Source organism: Novosphingobium gossypii, assembly GCF_050433305.1.
Lineage (GTDB): Bacteria > Pseudomonadota > Alphaproteobacteria > Sphingomonadales > Sphingomonadaceae > Novosphingobium > Novosphingobium gossypii.
Genome location: NZ_JBNPXM010000001.1, coordinates 853,843 through 875,118, shown reverse-complemented (window position 1 = coordinate 875,118; position 21,276 = coordinate 853,843). Strand labels below are relative to the sequence as shown.

Annotated in this window: 23 protein-coding genes; 13 read left to right on the top strand and 10 right to left on the bottom strand. The window is 65.3% G+C overall.

Annotated features, from left to right (window positions below; translation table 11 throughout):
* Positions 1-30: 30 nt before the first annotated feature.
* Entirely contained in the window at positions 31-813 is a 783-nt protein-coding gene (locus GGR40_RS04495) for a succinate dehydrogenase iron-sulfur subunit (RefSeq protein WP_429274974.1), read from the bottom strand.
* Positions 814-1,116: 303 nt separating this feature from the next.
* Between GGR40_RS04495 and ndk the strand changes: the two genes are divergently transcribed.
* Positions 1,117-1,539, top strand: a complete 423-nt coding sequence (ndk, locus tag GGR40_RS04490; RefSeq protein ID WP_160985741.1) for a nucleoside-diphosphate kinase — start codon at positions 1,117-1,119, stop codon at positions 1,537-1,539.
* A 120-nt stretch (positions 1,540-1,659) separates the two neighbouring features.
* Entirely contained in the window at positions 1,660-1,794 is a 135-nt protein-coding gene (locus GGR40_RS04485) for a hypothetical protein (RefSeq protein ID WP_429274973.1), read from the top strand.
* A gap of 3 nt (positions 1,795-1,797) precedes the next feature.
* Here GGR40_RS04485 and GGR40_RS04480 read toward each other — a convergent pair whose 3' ends face one another.
* Positions 1,798-2,193: a winged helix-turn-helix transcriptional regulator gene (locus tag GGR40_RS04480; RefSeq protein ID WP_429274972.1), complete on the bottom strand. Its 396-nt coding sequence runs from the start codon at positions 2,191-2,193 to the stop codon at positions 1,798-1,800.
* Between the two features lie 102 nt (positions 2,194-2,295).
* On the opposite strand from GGR40_RS04480, the gene GGR40_RS04475 reads away from it, so the two are divergent.
* The gene (locus tag GGR40_RS04475) at positions 2,296-3,066 is read left to right on the top strand and encodes an SDR family oxidoreductase (protein ID WP_429274971.1); all 771 of its coding nucleotides are present in this window, start codon (positions 2,296-2,298) and stop codon (positions 3,064-3,066) included.
* 27 nt (positions 3,067-3,093) lie between these two features.
* Here GGR40_RS04475 and GGR40_RS04470 read toward each other — a convergent pair whose 3' ends face one another.
* Both GGR40_RS04470 and GGR40_RS04465 read right to left on the bottom strand, forming a co-directional pair.
* Positions 3,094-3,780: an SDR family NAD(P)-dependent oxidoreductase gene (locus GGR40_RS04470; protein WP_429274970.1), complete on the bottom strand. Its 687-nt coding sequence runs from the start codon at positions 3,778-3,780 to the stop codon at positions 3,094-3,096.
* A gap of 102 nt (positions 3,781-3,882) precedes the next feature.
* Entirely contained in the window at positions 3,883-4,575 is a 693-nt protein-coding gene (locus tag GGR40_RS04465) for a TetR/AcrR family transcriptional regulator (RefSeq protein WP_429274969.1), read from the bottom strand.
* A 299-nt stretch (positions 4,576-4,874) separates the two neighbouring features.
* Between GGR40_RS04465 and GGR40_RS04460 the strand changes: the two genes are divergently transcribed.
* Genes GGR40_RS04460 through GGR40_RS04450 form a run of 3 tightly spaced genes read left to right on the top strand, consistent with a single transcriptional unit; the run spans position 4,875 to position 7,128 of the window.
* Entirely contained in the window at positions 4,875-5,360 is a 486-nt protein-coding gene (locus GGR40_RS04460) for a nuclear transport factor 2 family protein (protein ID WP_429274968.1), read from the top strand.
* A gap of 29 nt (positions 5,361-5,389) precedes the next feature.
* Positions 5,390-6,715, top strand: a complete 1,326-nt coding sequence (locus GGR40_RS04455; protein ID WP_429274967.1) for an aromatic ring-hydroxylating oxygenase subunit alpha — start codon at positions 5,390-5,392, stop codon at positions 6,713-6,715.
* A complete protein-coding gene (locus GGR40_RS04450) occupies positions 6,712-7,128 on the top strand; it encodes a nuclear transport factor 2 family protein (RefSeq protein ID WP_429274966.1) in 417 nt (138 codons plus the stop codon). The genes GGR40_RS04455 and GGR40_RS04450 overlap by 4 nt, the downstream gene beginning before the upstream one ends.
* A 4-nt stretch (positions 7,129-7,132) precedes the next feature.
* Here GGR40_RS04450 and GGR40_RS04445 read toward each other — a convergent pair whose 3' ends face one another.
* The 4 genes from GGR40_RS04445 to GGR40_RS04430 form a co-directional block, all read right to left on the bottom strand.
* Complete coding sequence (locus tag GGR40_RS04445) at positions 7,133-7,498, bottom strand: putative quinol monooxygenase (RefSeq protein WP_429274965.1); 366 nt, start codon at positions 7,496-7,498, stop codon at positions 7,133-7,135.
* A 69-nt stretch (positions 7,499-7,567) separates the two neighbouring features.
* On the bottom strand, positions 7,568-8,788 hold the full coding sequence (locus GGR40_RS04440; RefSeq protein ID WP_429274964.1) for a glycosyltransferase: 1,221 nt from the start codon (positions 8,786-8,788) through the stop codon (positions 7,568-7,570).
* A gap of 5 nt (positions 8,789-8,793) precedes the next feature.
* The gene (locus tag GGR40_RS04435; protein ID WP_429274963.1) at positions 8,794-9,366 is read right to left on the bottom strand and encodes a helix-turn-helix domain-containing protein; all 573 of its coding nucleotides are present in this window, start codon (positions 9,364-9,366) and stop codon (positions 8,794-8,796) included.
* Positions 9,367-9,458: 92 nt separating this feature from the next.
* Entirely contained in the window at positions 9,459-11,243 is a 1,785-nt protein-coding gene (locus GGR40_RS04430; protein WP_429274962.1) for an ABC-F family ATP-binding cassette domain-containing protein, read from the bottom strand.
* A 143-nt stretch (positions 11,244-11,386) separates the two neighbouring features.
* Here GGR40_RS04430 and GGR40_RS04425 point away from each other — a divergent pair, with 143 nt between their 5' ends.
* The 4 genes from GGR40_RS04425 (at position 11,387) to GGR40_RS04410 (ending at position 14,182) form a co-directional block, all read left to right on the top strand.
* Positions 11,387-11,692 (top strand): PepSY domain-containing protein, encoded by a 306-nt coding sequence (locus GGR40_RS04425; protein ID WP_429274961.1) that lies wholly within the window; start codon positions 11,387-11,389, stop codon positions 11,690-11,692.
* A gap of 113 nt (positions 11,693-11,805) precedes the next feature.
* Complete coding sequence (locus tag GGR40_RS04420) at positions 11,806-12,483, top strand: response regulator transcription factor (RefSeq protein WP_429274960.1); 678 nt, start codon at positions 11,806-11,808, stop codon at positions 12,481-12,483.
* 61 nt (positions 12,484-12,544) lie between these two features.
* Positions 12,545-13,861 carry a sensor histidine kinase gene (locus GGR40_RS04415; protein ID WP_429275223.1) on the top strand — a complete coding sequence of 439 codons (1,317 nt, stop codon included), beginning with the start codon at positions 12,545-12,547 and terminating at the stop codon, positions 13,859-13,861.
* Positions 13,862-13,978: 117 nt separating this feature from the next.
* Positions 13,979-14,182: a hypothetical protein gene (locus tag GGR40_RS04410; protein WP_429274959.1), complete on the top strand. Its 204-nt coding sequence runs from the start codon at positions 13,979-13,981 to the stop codon at positions 14,180-14,182.
* A gap of 154 nt (positions 14,183-14,336) precedes the next feature.
* Here the strand turns inward: GGR40_RS04410 and GGR40_RS04405 are convergent, their stop codons facing one another.
* The gene (locus GGR40_RS04405) at positions 14,337-14,651 is read right to left on the bottom strand and encodes a chorismate mutase (RefSeq protein ID WP_429274958.1); all 315 of its coding nucleotides are present in this window, start codon (positions 14,649-14,651) and stop codon (positions 14,337-14,339) included.
* A gap of 108 nt (positions 14,652-14,759) precedes the next feature.
* On the opposite strand from GGR40_RS04405, the gene GGR40_RS04400 reads away from it, so the two are divergent.
* Both GGR40_RS04400 and GGR40_RS04395 read left to right on the top strand, forming a co-directional pair.
* Positions 14,760-15,776, top strand: coding sequence for a polyprenyl synthetase family protein (locus tag GGR40_RS04400; RefSeq protein WP_429274957.1), 1,017 nt, complete (start codon positions 14,760-14,762; stop codon positions 15,774-15,776).
* Positions 15,777-15,896: 120 nt separating this feature from the next.
* A complete protein-coding gene (locus GGR40_RS04395) occupies positions 15,897-16,673 on the top strand; it encodes an energy transducer TonB family protein (RefSeq protein WP_429274956.1) in 777 nt (258 codons plus the stop codon).
* A gap of 7 nt (positions 16,674-16,680) precedes the next feature.
* Here the strand turns inward: GGR40_RS04395 and GGR40_RS04390 are convergent, their stop codons facing one another.
* On the bottom strand, positions 16,681-18,576 hold the full coding sequence (locus GGR40_RS04390) for a putative bifunctional diguanylate cyclase/phosphodiesterase (protein WP_429274955.1): 1,896 nt from the start codon (positions 18,574-18,576) through the stop codon (positions 16,681-16,683).
* 213 nt (positions 18,577-18,789) lie between these two features.
* Here GGR40_RS04390 and hrpB point away from each other — a divergent pair, with 213 nt between their 5' ends.
* Positions 18,790-21,246: an ATP-dependent helicase HrpB gene (gene hrpB, locus GGR40_RS04385; protein ID WP_429275222.1), complete on the top strand. Its 2,457-nt coding sequence runs from the start codon at positions 18,790-18,792 to the stop codon at positions 21,244-21,246.
* Positions 21,247-21,276: the final 30 nt, after the last annotated feature.

Sequence of the window (21,276 nt, the reverse complement as noted above, 5' to 3'; positions counted from 1 at the left end):
TTGACGCAGTCCTGCCGGATCAGGCCCGGATCAGACCTGGCGCTCTGCCTGCATCTTCTTGATTTCGGCGATGGCGCGTGCAGGCGACAGGCCCTTGGGGCAGACGTTGGCGCAGTTCATGATGGTGTGGCAGCGGTAAAGACGGAAGGGATCCTCCAGCTCGTCCAGGCGCTCGCCAGTCATCTCGTCACGGCTGTCGGCCAGCCAGCGGTAGGCCTGCAGCAGGATCGCCGGGCCGAGGAACTTGTCGGAGTTCCACCAGTAGCTGGGGCAGGAGGTGGAGCAGCACGCGCACAGGATGCACTCGTACAGGCCGTCCAGCTTTTCGCGCTGCTCGGGGCTCTGCAGGCGCTCCTTGCCCGACGGAGTGGTGGACACCGTCTGCAGCCAGGGCCGGATCGAGGCGTACTGAGCGTAGAAATGCGTGAAATCGGGGACCAGATCCTTGATCACGTCCATGTGCGGCAGCGGGGTGATGCGGATGTCACCCTTCAGATCCTCGATCGCGGTGGTGCAGGCCAGGCCGTTCTTGCCGTTCATGTTCATCGCGCACGAGCCGCAAATGCCTTCGCGGCACGAGCGGCGGAACGTCAGCGAGGGGTCGATCTCGTTCTTGATCTTGATGATCGCGTCGAGGACCATGGGGCCGCACTGGTCGAGGTCGATCTCGAACTGGTCGTAGCGCGGGTTCTCGCCCGAATCCGGGTCGTAGCGATAGACGGTGAACTTCTTGACCTTGGTGGCGCCCTCGGCCTTGTGGACGTTGCCCCGCTTGCCGATCTTGCTGTTCGCCGGGAGGGTGAAGGTCGCCATGGTAGAATCCCCGTGATCTTGCATTGCGGCATGAGCCGCTTGTGGACCCCTCTAGCGATTCGTCTGCGCAGGGCAAGGGGTGACTATGGAGAGGAAGGCCGTGCAAACCCGGTAAATGTCCCGATTACCGCGATGTGAGCGCATTTGGTGCAGCGGCGTTTGCAAGTGCGGTTGCGAAACTCGCGGCGGTGCCATGATGACTCTTCATGATGCAGGGCGGCTGCAAACCCGCTCCTTGCGATCCGGCGCGTTCCCGGCTAGGGGCGCGCGCAACGATAACGCCCTTTCGCAAGGAACATTCCCATGGCGGTCACCCGTACCTTCTCGATCATCAAGCCCGACGCCACCCGCCGCAACCTGACTGGCGCCGTGACCCGGATGCTTGAGGAAGCCGGCCTGCGCGTCGTCGCCTCCAAGCGCATCCAGATGACCAAGGAGCAGGCCGAGGGCTTTTACGCCGTCCATGCCGAGCGTCCGTTCTTCAACGACCTCGTCTCGTTCATGATCTCCGGCCCGGTGGTCGTGCAGGTTCTGGAAGGCGAAGACGCCGTGAAGCGCAACCGTGACATCATGGGCGCCACCAACCCCGAGAACGCCGATGCCGGCACCATCCGCAAGGAACTGGCCGAATCGATCGAGGCAAACTCGGTCCACGGTTCGGACTCGGAAGAGAACGCGGCGATCGAGATCGCCTACTTCTTCAAGCCGGAAGAGATCGTCGGCTGATTGCCGCGATTAATTCTTGGTAATTCAGAGGAAGGTCGCCGCTTACGGCGGCCTTTTTCTTTGCCCGCAAAGCAGCTTGGGGTTTATACTTAGAGAAATCCTGAAACTTGGGGGCTTTCGGTGGCAAGGACGATTCTGGTGGCGGCAACCCTCTCGTTCTTGGGGGCGGTGCTGATGGCGCAAGTGGCAGCGCCGGATTCGTCGTCGGCGAATGGCCCGCTTGCGGCACGCGCCGCCACGTCGGGCATGCGCTGAGGGTCAACGCGCGTCGAAGTCGTCGCGTGCCGACTGCACCCGCTCCAGGTTTGCCGCCGCCCACATCCACACGCCGCAGAACGCTTCGCCAAGGCTGGCTCCCAGCGGGGTGAGGGCGTAGTCCACGCGTGGTGGCACCACGGGATGGACGGTGCGCGTCAGCATGCCGTCTCGTTCCATGCGGCGCAGGGTCTGCGTCAGCATCTTCTGGCTGATGTCGGGGACGAGGCGGGCAATCTGCGTAAAGCGCAACTGGCCATGGTCCTCCAGCAGTTCGAGCAGGATCATCGTCCACTTGTCGGCCACGCGGCCTATGAGTTCGGTAACGAGCGCCTCCACGCGCGGATCGATTTCGTCGCAGGGAAGGGTGGGGGCCGGGTTTGGTGCACGGGTGGCCATCGCAGATCGCTCTCTTTGGGGTAAGTATCAATCTTTCAGGTGCCTTCTACCCGAGAGAATGTGAAGCGCTACATCGGCAGGCGTCAACCAAGGAGTGTCTTCATGAAAACGACCGGCAACACGATCCTCGTCACTGGCGGCGGATCCGGCATCGGTGCCGCGCTGGCGCAGCGGTTCCACGATCAGGGCAATGTTGTGATCGTCGCCGGGCGACGGCTCGATGCTCTTGAAGCGGCCTGCGCGGGGCGGGAAAACATGCATGCCGTCACCCTCGACGTGGAAAGCGCGGGCGGCGTGGCGGCCTTCGCGGCGACGGTGCTGGAACGCTTCCCGGCGCTCAACGTGCTGGTGAACAATGCCGGGATCATGCGGTACGAGCGGCTCGACCGAGCCCGCGACCTTGCCGATGCCGAGGCGCAGATCACCACCAACCTGCTGGGTCCGATCCGGCTGATCGACGCGCTGGTCGGGCATCTGGCGGAGCAGGGCGGGGCGATCGTCAACGTGACGTCCGGCCTGGCGTTCGTGCCGCTGCCGGGAACCGCCACCTACAGTGCCACCAAGGCGGCGATGCACAGCTACACGCAGTCGCTGCGCGAGATGCTGCGGGGGCGCGTCGAAGTCATCGAACTGGCCCCGCCGGCGGTGCAGACCGACCTTACCCCCGGCCAGAGCACCCGCGAAGGGTACCAGCCGCTGGAAGAGTTCGCGGACGAGGTCATCGCCCTGTTTGCGCAGGATCCTACGCCCGAGGAGATCCTGGTGGAGCGCGTGAAGCCGCTGCGCCATGCCGAGGCGCAGGGCAATCACGCGCAGGTCATGAGCCATCTCACCGCCGCCAGCACGCAGATGCTGGAGCAGTTGGACGTCTGAACGAGCGGCGTGGCGTCCTCCACTGGCCTACCAGGGGTGACGCTCGCCGTTCCACTTGAAGAACTCGCCGGTTTCCTCGATCGTCCAGCCGTCCGTCAGCTGGATGATCGAGGCCGCGCTGTCTTGTGGCGCGATGTCGGCACCGGCGCCGCCCATGTCGGTCTGAACGTAGCCCGGATGGATGATGCCGACGATGATGCCACGGTCCTTCAGGTCGAACGCCACCGAGCGCATCAGGCGGTTCAGCCCGCCCTTGACGGCCGCATAGGACCAGAAGCCGCCGTAAGGCCAGGTAGAGGCGCCGATCTGGCTGGAGAAGTTGATCACCTTGGACCCGCTGCCAAGGCGTGGCAGAAACGCCGATAACACCCGAAGCGGGCCCTTCAGCATGATCTCGATCGAATTGTCGAAGTCGGCCCAGTCGACGCCGTCCAGTTGCGGCTCCGATCTGCCGATGACGCCTGCAACGTTGTAGAGGATGTCGATGGGCTCGTTTCCGGTCGCGGCTGTGGCTGCGGCAACGGATGCGTTGTCCGCCACGTCCATCGCATGGATGCTGACCAGCCCGTTCGATTCTGCCGCCAGCCGGTTCAGCGCGTCGGCCTGTGCGGGATCGCGCGGGAATGCCAGCACACGGTCGCCGCGCTGTGCATGCTGCTTCACCAGTTCATACGCGATGCCGCGCGCCGCGCCGGTTATTGCTACTGTCGCCATCAGAGGTGCCTTTCCTGGAAGTTGCCCGGTTCTGCCCGATTAGTCATGCCAGTCTGGAAGACGCAGTGCGATGGGGACAGCTGTAACTTTTGAGAGAAGCGCTCACTCGCGCCCTTGCTCGCTCAGCCGCTGCATGGTGCGAGCGGCGAAGCGGCGCAGGCGGTCGATCCGCTCTGCGCTGGCGAAGATCGGCTGATGCAGCAGCATCCCGGCGTGCATGGCGCTGGTGAAATCGTGCGCCAGCTTCAGGTTTTCCCAATCGTCGCGCCATTGGGGGAAAGCCTCGATCATTTCGCTGGTCCACACCGCGTCGTAGCGGCGTGCGGCAGGCTCGAAGATCGTCGCCAGTTCAGGGTCGGTCCGCGCAGCCAGCGCCAGTTCCAGCCACGCCGCATAGTCCCGCGTCTGGACCGAGCGCCAGTGCGCATCGCAGGCCAGTTCTATCATCGGTTCGTCCGTCCGCCGTGCGACGGTGTCGAAGTAGTCGGCGAGGAAGGTGCGCATCCGGTGGTAGACGACATGGTCGACGACGGCGGAAACCAGTTCCATGCGGGTCTGGAAATGATGGTGCATGGCCCCGCGCGACACATCACACGCCGCCGCCACCGCCGCCGTGGTGAGGCCAGCATAGCCGCCGTTGACGAGGCAGTCGATGGCGGCGCTCACCAGCCGGTCGCGCATCAGGGCGCTCTTGCGCTGCTGCCATTTGCCGGGCGCGCCGCTGTCAGGCAGGCGCGCGTGCAGTTCTGGCATGAGCGCACTGAGCATCCGGTCCTGCAAGGCCTGCGCCTTCATGCTTCCTCGCGTGTTCTGACCCTGTCGTCCTGCGCCACGAAGAGGCTGCGTTGAACCTGACTAAAGTCGCAGGTAGGCCTGTGTCACAGGGCGTAGCATAAAAAACCGGCAGTTGAGTCGGTTTATGTGCCGGGCGCTGTACATCATGGTCACAAGGTGCGCAGAAACAGACGCGCCGTGGCCGGGAACGGGAGAGTGAACGGCATGCAAGGCACCCGCGTGCAATCCGTCCGGAGGGTGGTCCGCTGGATGCGCTGACCCCGACTCCCGCTGCCGCCGGCTTCGACCTTGAGGCGCAAGTGCGTGATCTTGCCGCCCGGCGCGACATCGCGGACGCGGCCGCGCGCTACATGCGCGGGCTGGACCGGCTCGATCTCGAACTCCAGCGCAGCGCGTTTCACGACGATGCCGTGATCGACTGCGGGCTGATGAAGGGCGGAGCCGACGACTTCGTGGCCTTCGCGCAGGGCTTTCTGGCCGACATGAACGCCACGCACCACCTGCTGGGCCAGTCCCGCATCGAGGTGACAGGCCAGACGGCCCGCGCTGAGTGGTACTTCCAGGCCTGGCATTCGGTGCCGTCGGCAGACGGCGGGGTGCGCGACCTGTTCATTTCGGGCCGCTATCTGGATGCATATGCCTGCCGCAATGGCGACTGGCGCATCGTCAGCCGGGTTCTGGTGACCGACTGGGTAAAGGACGATCCCGGCACGCTCGACTTCTTCGCCGCCAATCCTGCCGCCCCGCGCGGGGGCCGCAAGGGCGCCGATCCGAGCCAGACCTGACAACGATAATCGAGAGGAACCTTCCAGCCATGAACGTCCAGACCAGAGTGTCGCGCTATTCGCAGGAGTTCGATCCGCCGGTGCGCGGCGATCCCATCACCGCCGACCGCTACATCTCGAAAGAGTGGATGGACGGCGAGATGAAGAACCTGTGGCCCAAGGTCTGGCACCTTGGCGGTCTGCTGGCGGAACTGGAGGAGCCGGGGGACATCATCCGGCACAATTTCGCCAAGGAATCGGTCATCATGGTCCGCCAGGAAGACAATTCCATCAAGGCGTTCTACAATTCCTGCCCGCATCGCGGAAACCGGCTGGTGCTGGGTGAAATGGCCAGTGTTCCACGCATCGTGTGCGGGTATCACAACTGGACCTTCGACCTCGACGGGACGCTGGCCAAAGTTCAGGATCCCGACGACTTCGAGGGTGGTAGCCCCTGCGGCAAGGTCCATCTCTCCGAGCTACGTTGCGAAACGTGGGGGCCTTTCGTGTTCTGGTGCATGGACGATGATGTTGCCCCGCTGCACGAGTGGCTCTCGCCGTTCCCGGAGCGACTGAAGGGCTATGGCATCGACAACTGGGTGCGCGTGCTCAACGTCTCTGCCGACGCGGATTTCAACTGGAAGATCATCCGCGACAACTTCAACGAGAGCTATCACCTCCCCACGATCCACCCGGAACTGGCGACCTTCATCAACGACGGGCTGCCCGATACCCTGTTCGAGATGTACCCCTCCGGCCATAACTCTATGTGGATGAAGGGGCACCAGGCGACCACCCGCGTCGATTATCACACCACCGAAGTGCCCGCTCCGCTGGGCGAAGCGGCGCGCGCATGGGGCATCGATCCGGAAGAATACAACGGTCGCACCGGCGATCTGCGCGAAGCCATCATAGAGGCCAAGCGCCGTCTGGGGCCGGGCCGGGGCTATACCAACTACGACAACATGAGCGATCAGCAGCTGGTGGATTACTTCCACTGCACGCTGTTCCCCAACCTTACGCTTACCATGAGCCCAGAACAGTTGCAGGTTCTGCGCACCGAACCGCATCCGACTGACCCGGAAAAGTGCGTGTTCCAGCACTGGTGCCTCTATCCGCCGGTGGAAGGCATGAAGGAGGTGTTCACGCCGCTGGGCATGCTGCCGCTCCAGCATGACGCGGTGGCGCGCCATTCGGTCTATGGCGATGGCGTGTCGGTGGGCTATGTCGCGGATCAGGATCTGTCGATCGGCACCAGCCAGCAGCAGGGCCTCAATTCGCGCGGCTTCAAGGGCTGCATCTTGCCCGGCCAGGAAAAGCGCATCCAGCGCTTTCACGAACTGCTGAACGACTACGTGAAGGGCGCGCCCGAATGACGGCATGTCCCGTCGAGGACCGGCTGGCGATCGAGGATCTGCTCGTCGCCTACGCCCATGCGGTGGACAGCTTCGACGTCGACGGCATCCGTGCCGTCTTCGTCGAGGATGCGGTGTTCGACTTGTCGGGGATCGGCTTTCCGATCCTGAACGGCCACGCCGAGATCGAACGCTTCTTCGCGGACACGTTTGCGGCAATGGCGGCGCAGGCGCATTATCTCAGCAACTTCGCCGTCACCGCCTATGACGGTGACAGCGCATCGGTGCGGGCCTACGTGACCGGCATCGGCAGGTACAGGGCGGGCGGCGGCATCACCGTGCAGGGGCGCTATTACTTCGACGTAGTGCGTACGGCGGCAGGGTGGAAGGCCAGACGCTACACCATGGACTTCCTGCTGCCGCCAGAGGGGTGACAGGTCAGGCTTGGGCCAGCGTCACCCCGAAGATTTCCCTGCGCGGCCAGCCATCGTCTCCATACACCGGCTCCACGCTGCCGGCGCCGTACATCTGCACGCCGAAGCCGGTGATCTCCCACTGGCCCAGGTGGTCGCGCATCTGGGCGTATGCGGGGTCGATGAAGTGACGCAGCAGATCCTGCTCGCTTTCCCACTCCTCGTAGACCTGGATCACACCGGGATCGATCGGGTCCACGGCCCATGTATAGGCCACGCAGCCCCGTTCCTCGCGCGCGGCGAGGATGTAGTCGCGGCCGGTGGTGATGATCTCGGCGCAGGTCCTGTCGTCACCTGCGTAACGCAGCCATCCGGCCACTATGATGCGCATGGAAATGTCCTCTCTCGCTGGTTCGCGAAAAAGAGGATAGGGCGCGCATCGACGCCGCACCGCTGGTATTTAGGCGAGTTCGGGCTCGGTCGGTTCCGGCACCCGCTCTCCCAGTACGCCCTTCCAGAAGCGGACGATGTTCTGCGCGTTCACGCCCCAGGAAAAGCGGCTGACATGCTCGGCCACCTGCGCCTGGCTGGGCGGGTCGGCAAGAATATCCTCCACCGCCGCGGCGATGGCATCGGGCGTGCGTGCGGCGATCCGTCCGGCGCTGGCATCGCTGACGATCTCGCGCGCACCGCCGATGTCGGGGATGACGATGGGGGTGCCGCAGGCCAGTCCCTCGACCCAGACATTGGCCAGCCCTTCGCTTGCGGAAGGCAGCACCAGCACGTCCGCCGCGCACAGCACATGCGGTAGCAGTTCATGATCGACAAGGCCGAGGAACTGCACACGCTCGTCCACGCCAAGCCGCTTTGCCAGCGTACGCAGCCTCGTTTCATCCTCCCCAGCGCCCGCCAGCGCCAGTCGCGCCTGAGGCAGGCGGGGCAGGGCCTCGATCACCAGCGCCTGTCCCTTGCGCGGGATCAGTGCGCCGGGCGTGACGATCAGCGGACCTTCGGACCAGATGCCAAGGTTGGGCATGGCGGACACCAGCGCCCGTGCAGCGCCGCGTTCGATCGGGTGGAACTTTTCCCGGTCGAGGCCGGTGTAATGGATCTCGATGCGGTCGGCGGGCATGCCCAGCGTGATCATGTCTTCGCGCAGGGCCTGGCTGACGGCGAGCAGACCGGCGGAACCGTTCGCCGCATCCAGCATCTGCTTCAGCGCGTGGGGGCGCTGGCCCCAGAAATGGATGTCCGCCCCGCGCGACTTGATCGTCAGCGGCAGGCCCAGTTCGCGCGCCACGATCGCCGCTGCCGGGCCATCGGGAAAGAAGAACTGCGCATCGACCAGATCGAACGGCTTCTCCCGGTGCAGCTTGCGGACCAGCGGCAGCACGGCCCGGGCGATGCGCCCAGGATTGGTGTCGCCGCCGACCTTGGGATACGTGGTGAATTTGGGATAGTAGACGCTGAGGCCCGCCACATCGCTGACCTCCGGCACGTCCTTCAGCCGGACATAGGGCTCGCGCATCGACAGTGGCCAGGGCGGGATGCCGATGGGACTGACAACGGTCAGGTCCACTTCACCCCGCGCCACGACCGCGCGCATCTGATTGCCGACGAAAACCCCGAACGAGGGCTTCACCGGGTTGGGAAACAGCGTGGCGATGGAAAGGACGCGCATAAATCCTAGAGCTTGCGGACCAGCATCTCGGCAACGGCCAGCCATGCGGGTTGTTCCACCTTGACCGGGCTTTTGCCGCTGGCAGGCGGCAGCACGGTGACGACTTGCGCGCTGGCCTCGGTCAGCCGCCCGAACGCGAAACGCCCGCCCGGCACCGGCGCCAGCACATCGCGGTTGAGCAGTTCGGCGGCGTCTTCGGGCGCGTACTGGCGCAGCCAAAGCTGATCGCCCTCGCGATACTCGCCCACGGCGCCTTCCACCGAAACCACAACCCACGGCGCGTCTGCCGACAGGTCGTTGGGCAGCACCGCATCAATGGGCTTGCGCAGGGCTTCGGCGCCCTTGGTGCCCAGCGTCGCGACGAGGCGTGCGGGTTCCGCCCCTTCGGAGCGCAGCAGCGTCTCCGGCTCCACCTGCAGCGCGGCGGCGATACGGTTCATCCACACCAGCGACAGGTTGCGCATTCCGGTTTCGAGCCTGCCGATGGTCTGCGCCGTCGTCGGCGGATCGCAGGCGAGAGCGACGTCCGCCAGCGTCATGTTCTTCTGACGACGAATGTCGCGGATGCGGTTGATCATGGCATGCCCCTATAACCGATCTGGTTTTTGTAAGCCTATCCTACGATTGACGCTACTTGGCAAGAGCGATGGCGTCCGACATGCGAAAACCCTCAGCCTTCGACCTGCTCTGCCAGCTCCAACCAGCGTTCCTCGGCGCTGTCCTTCTCAGACCGCGCCCTCGCTATGGCGTCGGTCAGGCTGGCGAACTTCGCCGGGTCGCGGGTGTACAGCGCCGGGTCGGAGAGAGCCGTTTCGTCACGCGCGATCAGGGCTTCAAGTTCCTCGATCCGCTTGGGCAGCAGTTCGTAGTCGCGCTGATCCTTGTACGAAAGCTTGGCTTTCTTCGCAGGCATCTGCGGAGCGGCTGCGGCGGTTTCGGCCTTGGCCTTCTTCGCCGCGCCGACGGTGCGTTCGCGGCGCTTGGCTTCCCAGTCGGCATAGCCGCCGACGATCACGTCAATGTGCCCTGATCCGTCGAGGCCCAGCGTGATGTTCACCGTGCGGTCGAGGAAGTCGCGGTCGTGGCTGACGATCAGCACGGTACCATCGTAGTCGGCGATGACTTCCTGCAGCAGGTCCAGCGTTTCGAGATCGAGGTCGTTGGTCGGCTCGTCCAGCACCAGCAGGCTTGAGGTGGTGGCGAATTCGCGCGCGAACAGCAGGCGCGAACGCTCGCCACCGGAAAGCGTCCCCACCTTTGCTTCGACCAGACCCGGATCGAACAGAAAGTCCTTGAGATAGCCCTGGATGTGCTTGCGGACCCCGCGCACGTCGATCCAGTCGCTGCCTTCGGCCAGAACGTCGCGGATGCGCGCTTCGGGGTTCATGCGGCTGCGCTGCTGGTCGATCACCGTCGCATCCATCGTCGCGGCGCGGGTGATGGTGCCCTTATCGGGCTCCATTTCGCCCATCAGCAGCTTGAGCAGCGTCGTCTTGCCCGAACCGTTGGCGCCGACGATGCCGATGCGGTCACCGCGCTGGATGCGGAGCGAAAAGTCCTTGATGACCGTGCGGTCTCCGAAGGTCTTCGTCACCTTTTCGGCGACGATCACCGACTTGGTCTTGCTGTCGTTGGCGACCACCGCCAGCTTGGCAGCGCCTTGCGGGCCGACCATGGCGGCGCGTTCCGCGCGCATTTCCCACAGCTTGGCAAGGCGGCCCTGGTTGCGCTTGCGGCGCGCGGTAACGCCGCGTTCCAGCCAGTGCGCCTCGATCTTGAGCTTGGCGTCCAGTTTCTGGGCGGCGCGCGCTTCCTCGGCGTAGACTTCCTCTTCCCACGCCTCATAGCCGCCGAAGCCGATGTCCTTGCGGCGCAGGCCGCCCCGATCCAGCCACAGCGTGGCGTTGGTCAACCGGGTCAGGAAAGTGCGGTCGTGGCTGATGACCACGAAGGCGCCGTTGTAGCGCTGGAGCCAGGATTCCAGCCAGTCGATCGCGGCAAGGTCGAGGTGGTTGGTCGGCTCGTCCAGCAGCAGCAGGTCGGGCTCCATCGCCAGCGCGCGGCACAGCGCGGCGCGGCGGCGTTCACCGCCCGACGCGCTCTTCGCCTCGCGCGAAAGGTCGATGCCGAGCTGGTCGGCGATGGCCTCCACCTCATGCTGGGCAGGAGCGTCGTCGCCGTGGATGGTGAAGTCGAGCAGGGTGTCGTAGCCGGTGAAGAACGGATCCTGCTCCAGCGTTACCACGCGCGTGCCGGGCTGTACCGAGCGGGTGCCCTTGTCGGCATCGACGATCCCCGCGATCAGCTTGAGCAGCGTGGTCTTGCCTGCGCCGTTGCGCCCGATCAGCGCCAGCCGGTCGCGCGGACCGATGTTGATGTCGAGGCCCTGGAAGAGCCAGCCATTGCCTTGGACGAGGCCGAGGTTTTCCCAGCTGAGGATCGGTGCGAGTGCCATGGCGCGCGCCCTACAGGGGAGTGGCGGGGAAGGGAAGGGGACCAGCGTGCCGTTGCGCCCGCGCAACACCGGAAACCTGTCTGCTACCTTCCCGCCACATTCAGGACTTGTTCAACGCCGCAAGTTTAGGCACCGAAGCCGTGATGAACAGGATTGCCTCTCTTCTTCTGGCGGCGCTGGCCGTGCTTCCCGCTCTTTCAGCCACCCCGGCCAATGCCAATTCGGGCGGCGAGCAGGGGGAACTGCGCCGCGATCGCCGCGCCGGCAACATCCTCCCCCCGCGCGAGATCGAGCAGGACATCCTGCCGCGCATGGCCGGAATGCAGTACCTTGGCCCGGAATACGATCCGTCGGCGATGGTGTACCGGTTGAAGTTCATCAAGAACGGCAAGGTCTATTTCGTCGATGTGGATGCCCGGACCGGGCGCGTCATCAGCCAGTCGCGATAGGCGACAGGGCGGAACGCTCCGGCAACATTCGGGGAACTTACGCGGTTTCCGTTGCTTGACGGTTACAGCCTTTCGGCCCATCTCAGCTCCGTTCATGTTAGGAGGACCGACCATTGCGCATCCTGATCGTCGAGGATGAGCCCACCCTGGGCAACCAGCTCAAGACCACGCTGGAGCAGAACGGCTATGCGGTCGATCTCTCGGTCGATGGCGAGGACGGGCACTTCCTTGGCTCCACCGAAGACTACGACGCGGTCATCCTCGACCTCGGCCTGCCCGAGATCGACGGCCTGACCGTACTGGGCATGTGGCGGCGCGAAGGGCGCACGTTCCCCGTGCTGGTCCTCACCGCGCGCGACAGCTGGTCCGACAAGGTCGCCGGTCTCGATGCCGGTGCCGACGACTATCTCGCCAAGCCGTTCCAGACGGAGGAACTGATCGCCCGTCTGCGCGCTTTGATCCGCCGCGCTTCCGGCAATACCTCCAGCGAACTGACGGCAGGGCCGGTGCGCCTCGACACCCGTTCGGGCCGCGTCACCCTGTCCGGCGAACCGGTCAAGCTGACGGCGCAGGAATACAAGCTGCTGTCCTACCTGATGCACCACAAGGGCAAGGTGGTCAGCCGCACCGAACTGATCGAGCACATCTACGATCAGGATTTCGACCGCGATTCGAACACGATCGAGGTCTTCGTCACGCGCATCCGCAAGAAGCTGGGTGCCGATGTCATCACGACGATCCGTGGCCTTGGCTACAGTCTCGACGATCCCGCCGAACCCGGCCGCGGCTGAGGCCGCCTCCCAGGATGTGACCGCGCGGCGGCCCGCCAGCACGGGTTCGCTTGCGCGGCGCATGATGCTGATCGCGGCGGGGTGGATATCGTTCCTCCTGCTCGCGGGGGGGCTGGCGCTCGACCATACCGTAACCGGCATCGTCACGCGCAACTTCGACGATCAGTTGGGCTATATGCTGACGGGGATGATCGGCTCGGCGGAGATCGGGCCGGACGGGGAGGTGTTCTTCATCCGCCCGCTCGGCGACCAGCGCTTTCTGGAGCCCAATTCCGGCCTCTACTACCAGATACGCGCCAAGGGGCATGAAGACTGGCCCTCTCGTTCGCTGTGGGACCGCAGCCTGAACGTGCCCGACAACCACTTCGACGCCGAAACCCATATCTACGACAGCTTCCAGTTCGAGAACGAACCGCTGCGCGTCATGGAGCGGTCGATCATCCTGCCCGGCAGCGACACCAAGTGGATGTTCACCGTCGCCGCCAGCCGCAAGGATCTGAACGAACAGATCAAGATGATCCGCTCGATCCTGGTCTACAGTTTCGTGGCGCTGGGCTTCGGGCTGATGCTGATGGCAGCGATGCAGACGTGGTACGGCCTGTTCCCGCTGCGCCACGTCCGCCGCGCGATCCAGAAGCTGCGCACGACAGGCGCCAGCCGCGTCAACGACCCTCTCCCGCGCGAAGTCGAGCCGCTGGTGAACGAACTGAACGCACTGCTTTCGCATACGGAGCGGCAGGCGGAAGAGGCGCGCACCCATGCCGGCAACCTCGCCCATGCGCTGAAGACGCCGCTGACGGTGGTGATGAACGCGGCCACTGCGCAGGCGCCCGACCTTGCCGATACCGTGATCCGCGAAGCGGCGGTGATGCGGCGGCAGGTGGACCATCACCTCGCCCGCGCCCGCGCCGTGGGGCGCCGTGCCGTGGGGCAGTCCCGCGCCGAAGTCTGGCCCAGCCTGGAAGCGGTGCTGCGCGCGGTGGAGCGGCTCTACGACAAGGCCCGCTTCGACCTCGATGGCAACCATGACGTCACCGTCGCCATGGAGAAGCAGGATCTGGAGGAGATGCTGGGCAACCTCATTGAGAACGCGGCAAAGTACGGCGGCGGCAGCGTCTTCGTCACCGTCGATGCGGCGCGCAATGAGCGCTTCTGCGAAATCTGGGTCGAGGATGACGGTCTGGGCATCCCCGAGGCAGAGCGCATCCGAATCTTCGATCGCGGCGCGCGGCTCGACACCGGCAAGCCCGGCACCGGCCTTGGCCTCGCGATCGTGCGCGACGTGGTCGAAATCTACGGCGGCACGGTGGAACTGGACGAGAGCGAGGATCTGGGCGGATTGCTGGTGAAGCTGAAGCTTCCGAGAGCCTTTGCCTGATGGGCTTTCGCCTGACTGGCGTTCACCTGACATTTTTCCGGGGTAAGCTGTCGCGCCACGGTTGCGGTCGTAGGCAGGGTAACTATCTGCGGCGCATATCTGACCTGAGGAGCATTCATGAGCAATCCCATCAACGTCCCGCTGACTTCGGACGAGATCGAAATGCTGGTAGACGCGCTGGAAGTGGACCTTGAGGGCTACCTCGAATCCGCCAAGGAAGCGCGCGGCAACGGCAACCGCGACGACGTTGCCACTTTCACCGAAGCAGCCACCCGCATCCAGACGCTGATGGCGCGCCTGCAGGCGCTGGTGGAACAATAAGCCAGGTATTTCCTCCCCGATCCTGTTTCGGGGAGGCACCGCCGGCGCGGCGGATGGTGGAAGGGCTGCCCGGAAGGGAAGCCCGATCAAGGCGCGCATTGCCGAACGGGAAATCCTTCCGCCGGGCGCAACTAGAACGGGTCGCCCGTCCCCATCAAACTTCGTTCTTCGCCCGTTCGTGATGGTGGATCACTTCGTCGATCACGAAACGGATGAACTTCTCTCCGAAATCCGGGTCCAGATTCGCGTCTTCGGCCAGTTTGCGCAGGCGGGCTATCTGGCGTTCCTCGCGGCCGGGGTCGGACGCGGGCAGGTCCGTCTTCGCCTTGTATTCGCCCACCGCCTTGGTGATCCGGAAGCGTTCGGCGAGCATGTGGATCAGCGCCGCGTCGATATTGTCGATGCTGGAGCGGAAGCCGGCGAGGACCGGGTCCACGGTTCCGACAGTCTGAGAGGTTTCCTGAGTCATCGCCAAGCGCGCTAGCACGGCTTTTTCGCCTCTTCCAGTCGGGTAACGACACCGTTTGATACCGTTTGCGCTTGCGTTGGCCGCAGCTTCGCCCCAAAGCGCCCAGCGATGAGTGCAGATGTCGTCCCCCTGCAGACGCGCAGGCAGCAGCCCTCCCTCGCTCCCATGCTGGCGCTGACCGCGCCGGGCATGAACAGCGTCAACTCCGTCATTCTCGACCGCATGCAGAGCGAAATTCCGCTCATACCGGCGCTCGCGGGACATCTGATCGCGGGGGGCGGCAAGCGGATGCGCCCGATGCTGATGGTCGCGGCGGCGGAACTGTGCGGCTATCAGGGCACCCGGCACCACAAGCTGGCCGCAGCCGTCGAATTCCTGCACACCGCCACCCTGCTGCATGATGACGTCGTCGATGGTTCGGACATGCGCCGGGGCAAGGCCGCGGCCAATATCGTGTTCGGCAATCCGGCGACGGTGCTGGTGGGCGACTTCCTGTTCACCCGCGCCTTCGAACTGATGGTCGAGGACGGCAGCCTCAAGGTGCTCAAGGTCTTTTCCAAGGCCAGCTCGATCATCGCCGAGGGCGAGGTGGACCAGCTGACCGCCCAGCGCCGGATCGAGACGAGCGAGGATCACTACCTCAAGATCATCGGTTCCAAGACCGCCGCGCTGTTTGCCGCCGCCACCCGCATTTCCGCCATCGTCGCGGAGAAGAGCGAGGCGGAGGAACTGGCGCTCGACGCCTATGGTCGCAACCTGGGCATCGCGTTCCAGCTGGTGGACGATGCGATCGACTACGATTCGGAAGTCACCGAATCGGGCAAGGACAAGGGCGACGACTTCCGCGAGGGCAAGATGACCCTGCCGGTGATCCTCGCCTACGCGCGCGGCAACGCCGAGGAGCGCAAGTTCTGGGAGGACGCCATCGCCGGCTTCCGGACCGAGGACGAAGATCTTGCCCACGCGGTGGAACTCATCAACCGCCACGGCTGCGTAGAGGCCACCCGCGAACGCGCGCGGCTCTATGCCCAGCGTGCGATCGATGCCATCGCCGGTTTCCCGGCAGGCGAGGCGCGCACTGCCATGGCCGAAGCAGTCGAGTTCGCGGTCGCCCGCAGGTACTGAAGGTTCGACAGGTCGGGCAGGCGGGGTCGGGGGCATCTTCGCCGGACCCGCCCGGTTTGCGACAGTCTGCAACAAAGCTGCAATTGCCGTGTGAGCGCGGCTCGCATATTGAGGCGCGCCATGCCTTCCTTCGCCGATCGGGACGTTTCCGGATATCAGTCCGGGTCGCCGCGCCAACGTCTGATCTCTTCGCTGCTTTCGGCGGCGATCATCATCATTGCCCTGCTCATAGCGATCTACCAGACCGCCGTGGCGCCGGAGCTGAAGAAGAAGGCCAGCAACCCGGTCACCTTCAACATCGAGGGTGAAGACGCCGACAGCGGCGCGAAATCCCCCGAGAAGACGAAACAGGCCGAAAAGAAGACCGAGGAAAAGACTCCGCAGCAGGAAGTACGGGTCGAGACGCCGGTCACGCCGGTGGAAAAGCCGACCACGGCTCCTGAAAAGCCCGCATTCTCTTTCCTGAAGGTATCGCGCGCCGACATGGCCGCCGCCGATATCGGAGCGATGAAATCGTCGGGTAGCGGCAGTCCTTCGGGCGGCGGTAGCAGCGGTTCGACTTACGGACCGGGCGAGGGGCCGGGCGGGGCGACGCTCTACAATGCGGCATGGTATCGCGAGCCGACCGATGCGCAGCTGGGCGGCTACCTGCCGGCAAATTCGCCTCGCTCGGGCTGGGGCATGATCGCCTGCCAGACGATCGAGCGCTACCGGGTGGAGAACTGCCAGATTTTGGGTGAATCGCCGCGCGGGTCGGGCTTTGGCCGGGCAGTGCTCAATGCCGCGTGGCAGTTCCAGGTGCTGCCGCCCCGGGTCAACGGCAAGCCGCAGGTCGGTGAGTGGGTGCGCATCCGCATCGAATACGGGGCGCGCGGCGCAGAAGCGGGCGCGGGCTAGGGCAGGTTCAGCCAGCCGCGCTCCAGCGTACTTCGCCGGGCTGCTCAAGGCGCGCCAGCATGGCATCCAGCGTCATTGGTCGCGCGATGAAATAGCCTTGCGCAAGCGAGAACCCCGCAAGCCGTGCGCTAACCAGCTGGCTTTCCGTTTCGATGCCCTCGATCACGCACTCCAGCGATAGGGAGCGGGCGAGATGCCGGATCGCGGTAATCAGCCTGCGCCCGGCAGCTTCGTCGAGCCGCGTGGCAAAGCTGCGGTCGATCTTGACCATGTCGAGCGGCAGCTGATGCAGCGACGACAGGCTGGAGTAGCCGGTTCCGAAGTCGTCGAGAGCGATGCGCATTCCCGTTTCGCGCAGTCGTTCAAGCGCTGCACTGGCCGTATCGAACTCTGAAATCAGCGACGATTCGGTGATCTCGATCAGCAGTCGTCGCGGATCGCAGCCGGAGGCGACGAGGCGCGTGAGCAGGGCGTCGATTGTCTCGGGGTTGCAGATGTCGTTGCCCGAAAGGTTGAACGAGGCGCGCAAGGCGGGCGGCAGCACCGCCAGCGCCGCCAGCGCCTTGTCGAACAGCGTGATCGTCACCTCGCGGCCGCGGCCGACGCGTTCCGCCGAGGCGATCAGCAGTTCGGGCGCGATGTCTCCCAACCGGGGCGAACGCCACCGGGCAAGGCATTCGACGCCGATCGTCTCCAGATCGTCGGTGGAGACGATCGGCTGGAAGTTCAGCGACAGTTCGCGTGGCAGGTCCGCAGCTTGCAGTGCCGAATCGAGCGCCTGCTCGGTGCGGATCAGGCGTTCCAGCTCCTGCGAGAACAGCACGCATTGCCCACGCTTCTGGTTCTTGGCGTGGTAGAGTGCGAAATCGGCGCGGTCGAAAAGCAGGTCGGCGCTTCCGGCGGCTTGCGGATGCACCGCCAGCCCTGCCGAACAGCCTACCGTCACCATGCTGTCACCGATGCGGGCCGGTTCGCGGATCGCGCGGCACAAATCGTTGGCGACCGCTTCCCCCCGTTGTGCGCCGCCCATGACGATCAGCCCGAACTCGTCCCCGCCCAGCCGTGCGACGATGGCGTCGGCAGGGCAGCTGCCGGTCATGCGGTCCCCGATGATCTGCAGCAGCCGGTCGCCGTGCGCGTGGCCGTGGGTGTCGTTGATCGGCTTGAAGCGGTCGAGATCGATGAGGCCGACGCTGAACGTGTCCCCGGCGTCGGACCGCTCCAGCAGGCTTTCCAGCGTGGCGAAGAAGAAGCGCCGGTTGGGCATCCCGGTCAGCGCGTCTGTCTGGGCAAGGCGGGCGTTCTCCTCGCCCAGCGCCTGCGCCTGCCGTCGTTCCGCGTCGAGTGCGCGCTGCGAGGCTTCGAGGTTCACGAACGAGTGATAGGAATCGCGCAGCATCTTGAGGATGCCCACGGATACCAGCGCGATGTTGGTGGCGATGGCCATCAGCACCGATGTGCCGGTAAGCAGCGTATAGAGCATGAACGTGCCCAGCACGGTCACGCTTACCATGACCGCCGCGCGCGGCAGGAAGCTGAGGCAGAACACGCAGCCCAGCACCGTCACGGAGATGAACACCGCGACATGGCCATGCTCATAAGGCCCGCCGTAACGATCGAGGGCCAGGGCCCACGCGACGAACGCCAGCGCGAGCACGATGGCCAGAATATGCGTGCGCCTGAGCCGGGCCTGTGCGACTTCCGGCTGAAGGTCGTGCTGCGTGACGGGCCGGCGCCAGATCATCATGCGAAACAGGCAGGCCGCAATCAACATGGCCGGCACGGTATAGACCAGCAGGGCCGGGGCAAGCATACGATGCGTGAAGGCCAGCACTGCCGCGTTGATCGACAGCAGCACATAAAGCGGCGGAATGTGTTCACGCAGGCGCAGATATTGCGCCACGTGAAGGGGGTATTGGCCGGCAGTATACATGTGTTGCTTGTCTTGGCCTGTTTTCAACGGGAGGACGCCAAGTCCGCCTGCATAACGTTCGAGTCTTGAGGAAGGGTGCATCGAATATGGAGATTGCACCGGATGTGATGTAATTTGCGGCGGCCAGACGAGGCTTGGCCTTTCCCCGCAGCGATCTGCGCTCTAGATGCCTCCGAAGTGAACATGCTTCCCATTCATGCCGTCCTGCCGGACCTTCTCGCTGCGCTGCGCGACGCAACCGGAGCCGTGCTGATCGCGCCGCCGGGCGCCGGCAAGACCACCGCGCTGGCACCCGCTTTGCTGGCCGAGCCGTGGTGCGACGGCACGGTCATCCTGCTGTCCCCTCGCCGCGTAGCCGCCCGGGCCGCAGCCGAGCGCATGGCCGAGCAACTGGGCGAAACCGCAGGGGAGACGATCGGCTACGTCACGCGTCTCGACGTCAAGCGCTCGGCCCGCACGCGCGTGCTGGTCATGACGGAGGCGATCTTCGTCTCCTCGATCCTGGCCGACCCGGAACTGCCCGACATCTCCGCCGTCCTGTTCGACGAGGCGCACGAGCGCCACCTCGACAGCGATCTGGGCCTGGCGCTGGCGATCGAAAGCAGGGCGGTCCTGCGCGAGGATTTGCGCGTGGTGGTGATGTCCGCGACGATTGACGGCAGCCGCTTCGCCCGCCTGCTGGGTGAAGGTACGCCGGTAGTCGAAAGCGCCGGCAAGGCATGGCCGCTGGAGTTGCGCTGGCTGGGTCATGCACCAGACAAACGCATCGAGGAGGCGATGACCTCTGCCCTGCTAACCGCATGGCGCGAGCAGGAGGGCGATGTGCTGGCCTTCCTCCCCGGGGTGCGAGAGATCGAGCGGGTGGCCGAGGCGCTGGCAGGCAGGTTGCCCACGGCGCTCGTCCTGCCGCTGCACGGCCAGTGCGAACCGGGCGCCCAGCGTGCCGCGATCCGCCGCGACCCCGAAGGCCGCCGCCGCATCGTGCTGGCGACGGCCATAGCCGAGACTTCACTGACGCTGGATGGCGTTTCGGTGGTGGTCGATGCGGGCCTGTCGCGCCGGGCCGAGTTCGACAAGGCCGCAGGCGTCACGCGGCTGGTCACTCATCGCGCCAGCCGCGCTTCCGCTGCCCAGCGTGCAGGTCGTGCGGGGCGACAGGGCCCTGGCGTGGCTTACCGCCTGTGGGAGGAGGCCGCGCACGCCGGTCGGCCCGAGTTCGATCCGCCCGAGATGCTGACGAGCGACCTTTCGCCGTTGACCCTGTCGCTGGCGCAGTGGGGCGCAGGCGATGCAGAGGCGATGGCCTGGCTCGATCCGCCGCCGCCGCCTGCGCTCGAGGCCGCTCGCAAGGGGCTGTGCACACTGGGCGCGCTTGACGGTGAAGGGCGCATTACAGCATTCGGGCGCAAGGTCGCCAGCCTGCCGATGGACCCTGCCCAGGCGGCGATGATTCTTCGCGCTGCCGAGCACGGTGCTGCAGATGATGCCGCAAAGCTGGCGCTGTTGCTGCAGGAGCGCGGACTGGGCCAGGGCCGGGGCGGGCGGAGCGACGATCTGGCGCAGCGGCTGTCACGCTGGAATGATGATCGCTCGGCCCGCGCACAGGCATCGCGTAAGCTGGCGTCGGGCTGGGCTAGGCGCGCCGCGGGACTGGTAGCCGCAGCGGAGAGGGACGAAATTCCTGTCGGTGTACTGCTGGCGCTGGGCCGCCCGGACATGATCGCGCGGCGTCGTGACGGCTCGGGCGAAACCTGGTTGAGCGCCGGGGGCAGGGGCTATGTGCTGGACCCGGCCTCGCCCCTCGCTGCGAGGGAGTGGATGGTCATCGGTGATGCGCAGGGACAGGCGAAAGGCGCGCGCATCCTGTCTGGCGCGTCGCTGGAACCGTCCGAAGTGGAGGCATGGCTGGGCGAGGCCATCGAACGGCGCACGGTGCTGCGCTGGAACGATGCCGATGCGCGGGTGGAAGCGCGGCTGGAGCGGCGGCTGGGTGCGATTACGCTGGCCAGCGGGCCTGATCCCTCGCCCGATCCGCAGGCTATCCGCGCCTTCCTGATCGAGCGGGTAAGGGCCAGGGGTCTTTCGCTGGTGCCACTGGGCAAGGGAGCGCAATCGTTCCTGCGGCGCGCGCGCTATGCGGGGATTGCCGCGCTGTCCGAGAAAGCGCTGCTGGCCGATCTCGAAGACTGGCTTGGCCCGCTGCTGGGCCGCAGGCTGGATGCGCTTGACGGCGGCGCAGTGGCGCAGGCCCTGCGCAATCGGCTGACCTGGGACGACCAGCAGGCTATGGATCGGCTTGCCCCGCCCGAGTTTCGTAGCCCCGCCGGCTCGACTCATCCCATCGACTACGAGGACGAGGGCGGCCCGTCTGTAGAGGTGCGGGTGCAGGCGCTGTTCGGGCTGGATCGACACCCCGGCTTCGGCCAGCCCTCGCAGCCGCTGCTGCTCAAGCTGACCTCTCCCGCCGGGCGTCCGATCCAGACCACGCGCGATCTGCCGGGCTTCTGGCGCGGATCGTGGCGCGATGTGCAGCGCGACATGAAGGGCCGCTACCCCCGCCATCGCTGGCCGGACGAACCGTGGACCGAAGATCCCAGCCTCAAGACACGCAATGCTTTCGAAGCAACGCGCAAAAGGTGATTCCCGCTTGATTTCGGCCCTGATTCGGGG